The 6,854-nt window shown below is 45.1% G+C and carries 7 protein-coding genes; all 7 read left to right on the forward strand.

Annotated elements, in window-relative coordinates; translation table 11 throughout:
• Positions 1-541: sugar transferase (locus Q0R23_RS14300; protein WP_293914047.1), on the forward strand; the 541-nt coding region annotated here is incomplete at its 5' end.
• 20 nt (positions 542-561) lie between these two features.
• Entirely contained in the window at positions 562-1,773 is a 1,212-nt protein-coding gene (locus Q0R23_RS14305) for an oligosaccharide flippase family protein (RefSeq protein WP_293914049.1), read from the forward strand.
• A gap of 1 nt (position 1,774) precedes the next feature.
• Positions 1,775-2,905, forward strand: a complete 1,131-nt coding sequence (locus Q0R23_RS14310; protein WP_293914051.1) for a glycosyltransferase — start codon at positions 1,775-1,777, stop codon at positions 2,903-2,905.
• Positions 2,906-2,922: 17 nt separating this feature from the next.
• Positions 2,923-4,224, forward strand: a complete 1,302-nt coding sequence (locus Q0R23_RS14315) for a hypothetical protein (RefSeq protein ID WP_293914053.1) — start codon at positions 2,923-2,925, stop codon at positions 4,222-4,224.
• A 67-nt stretch (positions 4,225-4,291) separates the two neighbouring features.
• Positions 4,292-5,236 (forward strand): glycosyltransferase family 2 protein, encoded by a 945-nt coding sequence (locus tag Q0R23_RS14320; RefSeq protein WP_293914055.1) that lies wholly within the window; start codon positions 4,292-4,294, stop codon positions 5,234-5,236.
• 131 nt (positions 5,237-5,367) lie between these two features.
• On the forward strand, positions 5,368-6,153 hold the full coding sequence (locus tag Q0R23_RS14325) for a glycosyltransferase (protein WP_293914057.1): 786 nt from the start codon (positions 5,368-5,370) through the stop codon (positions 6,151-6,153).
• A partial coding sequence (locus Q0R23_RS14330; RefSeq protein WP_293914059.1) for a GDP-mannose 4,6-dehydratase occupies positions 6,150-6,854 on the forward strand: 705 nt, incomplete at its 3' end. The genes Q0R23_RS14325 and Q0R23_RS14330, both read left to right, overlap by 4 nt.

The following is a 6,854-nucleotide window of genomic DNA, read 5'->3' on the forward strand; positions in this document are numbered from 1 at the left end:
TCTGCTGCTGATCGCCATAGCCATCAAGCTCGACAGCCCTGGCCCGGCGGTGTACCGTGCCCGGCGCCTGGGCCGCGACGGCAAGCTGTTCGACTGCTTCAAGTTTCGCAGTATGCACCGCGACGCCGAAGCCAAGCTCAGGGAAGTGCTGGACGCTGATCCTGAGTTGCGTATTGAATTTGACGCGACGCACAAATTGCGCAATGATCCACGAGTCACGCGGGTAGGGAACATCCTGCGTAAAACCAGCCTCGACGAGTTTCCGCAACTGTTTAACGTTATTATCGGCGAAATGAGTCTGGTCGGCCCACGCCCGATTGTGCAGGCTGAGGTGATCAAGTACGGTGAGATCTATTCGTCGTACAAGCAGGTGCGGCCCGGTATGACCGGCTACTGGCAGGCCAATGGCCGCAGTGACACCAGCTACGACGAGCGTGTGGCGATGGATAACTTCTATGTTACCAACTGGACGCCCTGGCTTGATTTGGTGATCTTGCTGCAAACCGTGCGGGTTGTGCTGATGGGGAAGGGCGCGTACTAGATTATGAGTATGCGTTTATAATGAATAAGAAAAATATATTTGGTAATTATCTCGTAAATGTTGTTAACTTGGTACTTCCTATCGCTACTCTACCAGTGCTAACCAGAATTTTGGATAAGAAATCATTCGGCGAATACAGTATTTTCCTTGTTTGGCTCGTGTTCGCTTCTGTCATTGTCGATTTTGGTATGTCAAGTTTTGGCACCAGAGAAATATCTTCTGGTGTTCACGAAACTAGTCAATGGTTCTGGAGCTCTTTGCTGGTGAGAGCATTTTTAGCTGTAGTTTTGTCTGTCATAATTGCTTTTGGTGTATTAAGACCTTTTCAGATGAATGCAATACTGGTTATGGCGTTTGCTATTGCGTGTTCCAGTTATATTACACAAATATTTTGGGCATCTAATGGTTTACAAAATACGCATATCATTACGCCTATTTTTCTCATAAGCAAGATCCTCTCTACATTGCTGTCAATTTTAATTGCATTTCTCACAAAAGACCTCTCTATAACACTTTTGGCGTTTTCATTTTCTCTGCTCATTCCAAGTACACTATCATTTTACCACTTTATCAAGGCGACAGCCATCAAACTCCCTGAGAAACAAAGCTTTGGGTTGGTGAGGAAGATAGTGAGCTTGGGGTGGTCGATATCGTTAGTCAATCTAGCTGGAATCTTATTTAATGGATCCCTTATTTTGGTTACCCAATGGTATTTCGGCACCAGTGAAGCAGCAGGAATTAGCATCGCAGATAGGGTTAGTCGAGCAATACTGGGTCTTGCTGCCCCTTTCACTGTTTCGATGCTTCCTTTTGTAACACAAGGTTTTGCTATCGGAAGAGATGAGGGAGTGAGACGTATTGTAGATAAAGGAAAGTGGTTGCTGACTGCTTATTGCTTTGTTGGATCACTTGTAATCATATTGGCTCGGCGAATTCTTTCCATATTTGGGCCTCAATTTGAGGATTATTCTCTTCAATTGCAACTCCTTACTGTTTGGGGCTTTTTTAGCTTGACGAATAACCTGATTGGAATTCAATACTTTATAGGTAGTGGTGCAAGTAAAACGTATTCAGCCATATTTTTTATGTCATGTTTTCTTCTGATATTACTCTACACATTTATGCCTAAACTTTTGTCTCTGAATGGTGTTGTCCTCAGTATACTCTTTGGTGAAGCTTCGTTCACGGTATTCTCGATGTCCTGGATTTTAGTCAAATGGAAGCGGAGGTAATATGAAAGGAAAGATGTTAGTTATTGGCCAATACCCCGATGAGGAGGCAGCCAAAGATGGTATGATGCAGCGAGTTCTTGAGATGGATGATATACTTAGAGAAACGTACAGTATTACTTACCTGGATATCTCATTTAAAAGCTATTGGTTAAAATCAAAGAAGAATATAAGACATCAAGATTCTAGCGTGTGCATCTGGCGTTTAAACATGTTTTTGCATCAAACAACCATATTTGGTTTGCTTTTAAAATCGAATGTGGTTTACGTGCATAGCGTTATGAACTATTTTCTTGCCCTTCCTGCATTAACTACAACCAAATGTCCGACGTTTTTGGACATACATGGGATTGTTCCCGAAGAGTACGTTTTCAGCGGCAAAAAGTTCAAAGGCTTTTTATATTCGATAGCAGAATATTTTGCGTTTAAAAAATCAAAATATTTTATTGCAGTTACACGAGCGATGCGAGAACATTATCTGTCAAAATACCGAGGGCTATCATCTGAGAAATTTATTGTATTGCCAATTTTCGATAAATCCGAAATTGGCCCGAAGGAGGACGTCAGTATTTTTCTGGCGAATACGGTCAATGAAGATAGGGACTTGACTGTTGTTTATGCAGGTGGTACTCAAGCTTGGCAGAATATAGACTACATGGTGAATTTTGCTCTCGCATTCCAAAACGTATTCAAATTCAGATTTTATGTTCCTTCGAAGGCGACAAAAGATATAGTAGAGAAATTTGAGTCGGGAAAAGTTGTGGTGGGATCATTGCCTAAGCATGAGCTGATGAACAGATATCGTGAGTGTGGAATGGGATTTTTGTTGCGGGACGACATTGCGGTTAATAGAGTAGCTTCGCCAACTAAATTCAGCGAATATGTAAATTCGTACATAGTTCCCGTGATGTTCGATAAAAATGTTGGTGACATAGAGTATTACGGTTATAGCATAGTTGAATTTAATGACTTGATCGCCCTACAAGTGCCAGGCGGAGACGATTTACGTGCGATAGCTGTTGAAAATAAAAAGATCTACGATACAGTATATATGCTTGATGTCTCCAATTCATATAAGATTCTGATTGATAGGTTAAATGCATTTTCCTCTGACAACGCGAATAGTACGATATGAAACTAAGGAATGTAGGTGTGAGCTCTCGATTGATAATGTCTCCATGGTTTTTGGGTGCATTAAGCGCGGTTTTTGGACTTGTCAGCACTCTAACACCCGTAAAGTTTTATGAACAAGTGCTTGGCGAAGAAAATCTAATGTTTATGAATTTTAAACTTTATGGTATAATTACATCCTTAGTTCTCTTATATATCCTATTCGCTATTTTGGGATCAAAAATTTTGTTTGCTAAAACAAAACGAGACAGTGAGAATATTACAAAACCTGAGACAGTAGGAGCTCAAATTGGACTCATTATAGTTTTCAGCATAAGCTTGCTCAGTATAGGGTCAATACTAAGGACAATAAGTTTAAACGAAATAATTGGTGCATTTACTTCCGGAGGTGGCGGAAGCCTACGTACAAATATCGGCCAGGCTCAAAGTGATGCTCGACTTGGTTGGACGAAAGATTTTTCTACATTTCTTCTTCTGTATGGAGTTTGGATTTACTTCAAATCTAAATCGTCTGACTTAACTGCAATGTATAGGTGTATTTTCTTCTCAACCACCGCATCATTTATTTTGATGACTGTACTGACTCTAACACGCGGCCCATTGATCAATTTTCTGATTATGTCTGCTGTTATATTCATATCTGCGAAATTTAGTAACAGGCTAATTCCAATAGGTAAACTGTTTATGGTTAGTCTAGTTGGGGCTCTGTTAATAATTGGATTCTTCTTCGTTGTGGCGTCTGCTAGATCGGTAAAAACTGATTCGGCTGATACCCCAATCCGCGCTATACTAGGATATTTCCCTGCCAGTTATAATAGAGCCGCCTACGTGATTGAAAATAAGTTGCATTATCCAAATGAGGGGGGATTTTACACGCTACAAGGTTTGATAAACCCCCCTTACATTGGGAAAGCATTGGATACTTATGCTGAAATGAGATTGTTTGGACTAAGGGTGCCACGATCAGATGAAGAAGACTGGTTTTCCCAGTTTGATGCGGTGCGTTCGGCTGGTCTAAACCAAGCTTATATTTGGGCAACCACTTTTGGATGGGCTTGGGCCGATATTGGCCCATGGTCTTATATACTCTTTATATTATATGGGTTTTTATCTGGGGTTTGCTTTTCTTTATTCCGGGCAAGCACCATTTTCGGAATAATCTTTTATCCTTATATAGTATGTACGATTAGTCAATGGAATGCCGGATTACTTATTGTGCAAAGAAGCACAACTCTAGCCATCGTTGCAATTATCATCATTCAATTTATAGTAAAGTTTTTAAAGGAAAAGAGACAATATGTAAGTAGTACTGTAGGAAACTAGTTATCATGCAAATAGAACCTGCGTTTGCAAGTCATAGTTGGCTGGAGTTTGCCTACAGGGAGATAGAATGAATGGACTAGCTGGCGCTGTAATCGTATCTTACAATCCTAATCACAATGTAATTAACTTAAGTTTGTCCATTTCAAACATTATTCCTAAAGAAAGAATAATAATCGTCGACAATGGTAGCGCATCAGATGAGTATTGTTTGATTCTTGAGAGAAATGGATTTGTCGTCAACCGTCTTCTTGACAATTATGGCATTGCTAGGGCAATTAATGAAGGCGCTGCACACCTGCTTTCTATGGGAGTAGATTGTTTTCTTACGTTTGATCAAGATTCAGATATCACGCCTGAATTTATTGCCAGTCTTTCCGAATCTTACGTCAACTTGGTTGAGACATCTCCACAACCTGTCGCTATGCTCTGTCCAAACTTTTTTGATGTAAACGCAAAAACATTTGCAAAATTTACCCTGATAAATAATTGGTCAGTCAAAAACTTCTCTGTTACAGAAGAGGGTGGACTTCATAAGACGACGTTTGCTATCACATCCGGCTCTCTCGTTAGCATGAGCGCATTCATCAGTTCAGGTGGTCTGGACGAGGATTTATTCATAGACCATGTTGATTCCGAGTTTTGTGTAAGATTGATCAGCATGGGTTATGATATATGGGTGGATGGTGATATTGTCTTTAATCATTCCGTAGGAGAGAGAACCAAAGAGAAATTTCTCGGTCTTACAATAAAACCCAACAATCATAATCCAATTCGGCGATATTACATATTCAGGAATGGTATAGCAGTGCAGAATAAATACTTTAGGGAGTTCCCTGGTTTCTTAATTTTAAACATCATGCGAAACATCCATGAAATCATATCAATTGTTGTGTTCGAAAAGGATAAAGTTAGGAAGCTGGAAGGTGCATTTTTGGGGACACGAGATGGCTTTCTTGGAAAAATGGGCAGGCGAGATACGGTAAGAAGGCATCTAAGAAGAGGAAGGTCTTAAGTATGCAAAATAAGATACACTTAATATGCCCAATATACAACCAGAATGTAGACCTACTCAGATTAGACACTGAAAAATATTTCCAAAGTCAGCACATTATCTTCATAGAGACCAGATCTGCCAGCACGAATTTGGGCGATCATATTATAATCGAAAGATCTGACTTCGACCACGGCGGCACGCGCAACCTCGGCGCCCGCCTAGCCCGCGACCAGGGCGCCGACATCCTGGTGTTCATGACCCAGGACGCCATTCCCGCCAACGACGGCTGGCTCGACGAACTGACGGCTCCTATCCTCTCCGGTGAGGCGGTGGCGACCTTCGCCCGGCAATTGCCCCGGCCCGGCGCCTCACCCCTCGAACAGTTCTCCCGGTATTTCAATTACCCGGCAGCCAGCCGCACTCGTACCCAGGCCGATATCGAACAGATGGGCGTCAAGGCGTTTTTCTTCTCCAACGTCTGCTCGGCGGTGCGGGCCGATGTGTTCTGGGAGGTGGGCGGTTTCCCCGAACACGTCATCATGAACGAGGATATGACGCTGGCTGCCAAGTTGCTGCGGGCCGGGCACGCCATCAAGTACGTGGCGGAGTCGGAGGTCATTCACTCCCATGACTACAGCCTGGCGCAGCAATTTCGCCGCAACTTCGATGTCGGTGCTTTTTTCGCGGACGCTGGAACGCTACTCGAAGGGGCCAGTGTCGGGGGTGAAGGCCTGCGTTTCGTGAAGGAACAGCTACGCTACGTCACCCGACATGGCCGGGTGGATCTGGTGCCATTGGTTATTCTGGAAGCCGCGACGAAGTTCACCGCCTTTCAACTCGGCAAGCGGCACCATCTGATTCCAAAAGCGCTCAAGAAAAAACTGAGCATGCACAGTTACCACTGGGATCAACCCCGCCCCAAGGAGAACCCATGACCCTGAACACCAACACCCTGCTTGTCACTGGCGGCTGCGGCTTTATCGGCAGCAACTTCGTGCGCTACTGGCTGGCGCAGCACCCTGAAAGTAAAATCGTCGTCTACGACAAGCTGACCTACGCCGGGCGCAAGGAAAACCTGCATGACCTCTGGAACGATCCTCGCCTGAGCCTGGTCGTCGGCGACATCGGCGATATGGACGCGGTGCGCAGCGCCTGCACCGAGGGCGGCGTGGACCTGATCGTCAACTTCGCCGCCGAGACCCATGTGGACCAGAGCATTCTCGGCCCGCTGGTCTTCACCGACACCAACGTGCGCGGCACCCACGTTTTGCTCGAAGTCGCCCGCGAGCTGGGTATCCGGCTGCACCACATCAGCACTGATGAGGTCTACGGCCACATCAAGGACGACCACCAGAGCGTGGAAACCGACGAGCTGGCCCCGCGCAGCCCCTACGCCGCCAGCAAGGCCGCCGCCGATCAACTGGTCCAGGCGTATGCCATCACCTACGGCATTCCGGTGACCATCACGCGCGGCGCCAACAACGTCGGGCCGTACCAGTATCCGGAGAAGGCCGTGCCGCTGTTTTCGACCAACGCCATTCTCGGCGAGGCCATTCCGGTCTACGGCGACGGCCTCCAGATGCGCGACTACGCCCACGTCTACGACCACTGCACCGGCATCGAGGCGGTGCTGCTG

The sequence above is a fragment of the Deinococcus sp. genome, assembly GCF_025362455.1.
Taxonomy (GTDB): domain Bacteria; phylum Deinococcota; class Deinococci; order Deinococcales; family Deinococcaceae; genus Deinococcus.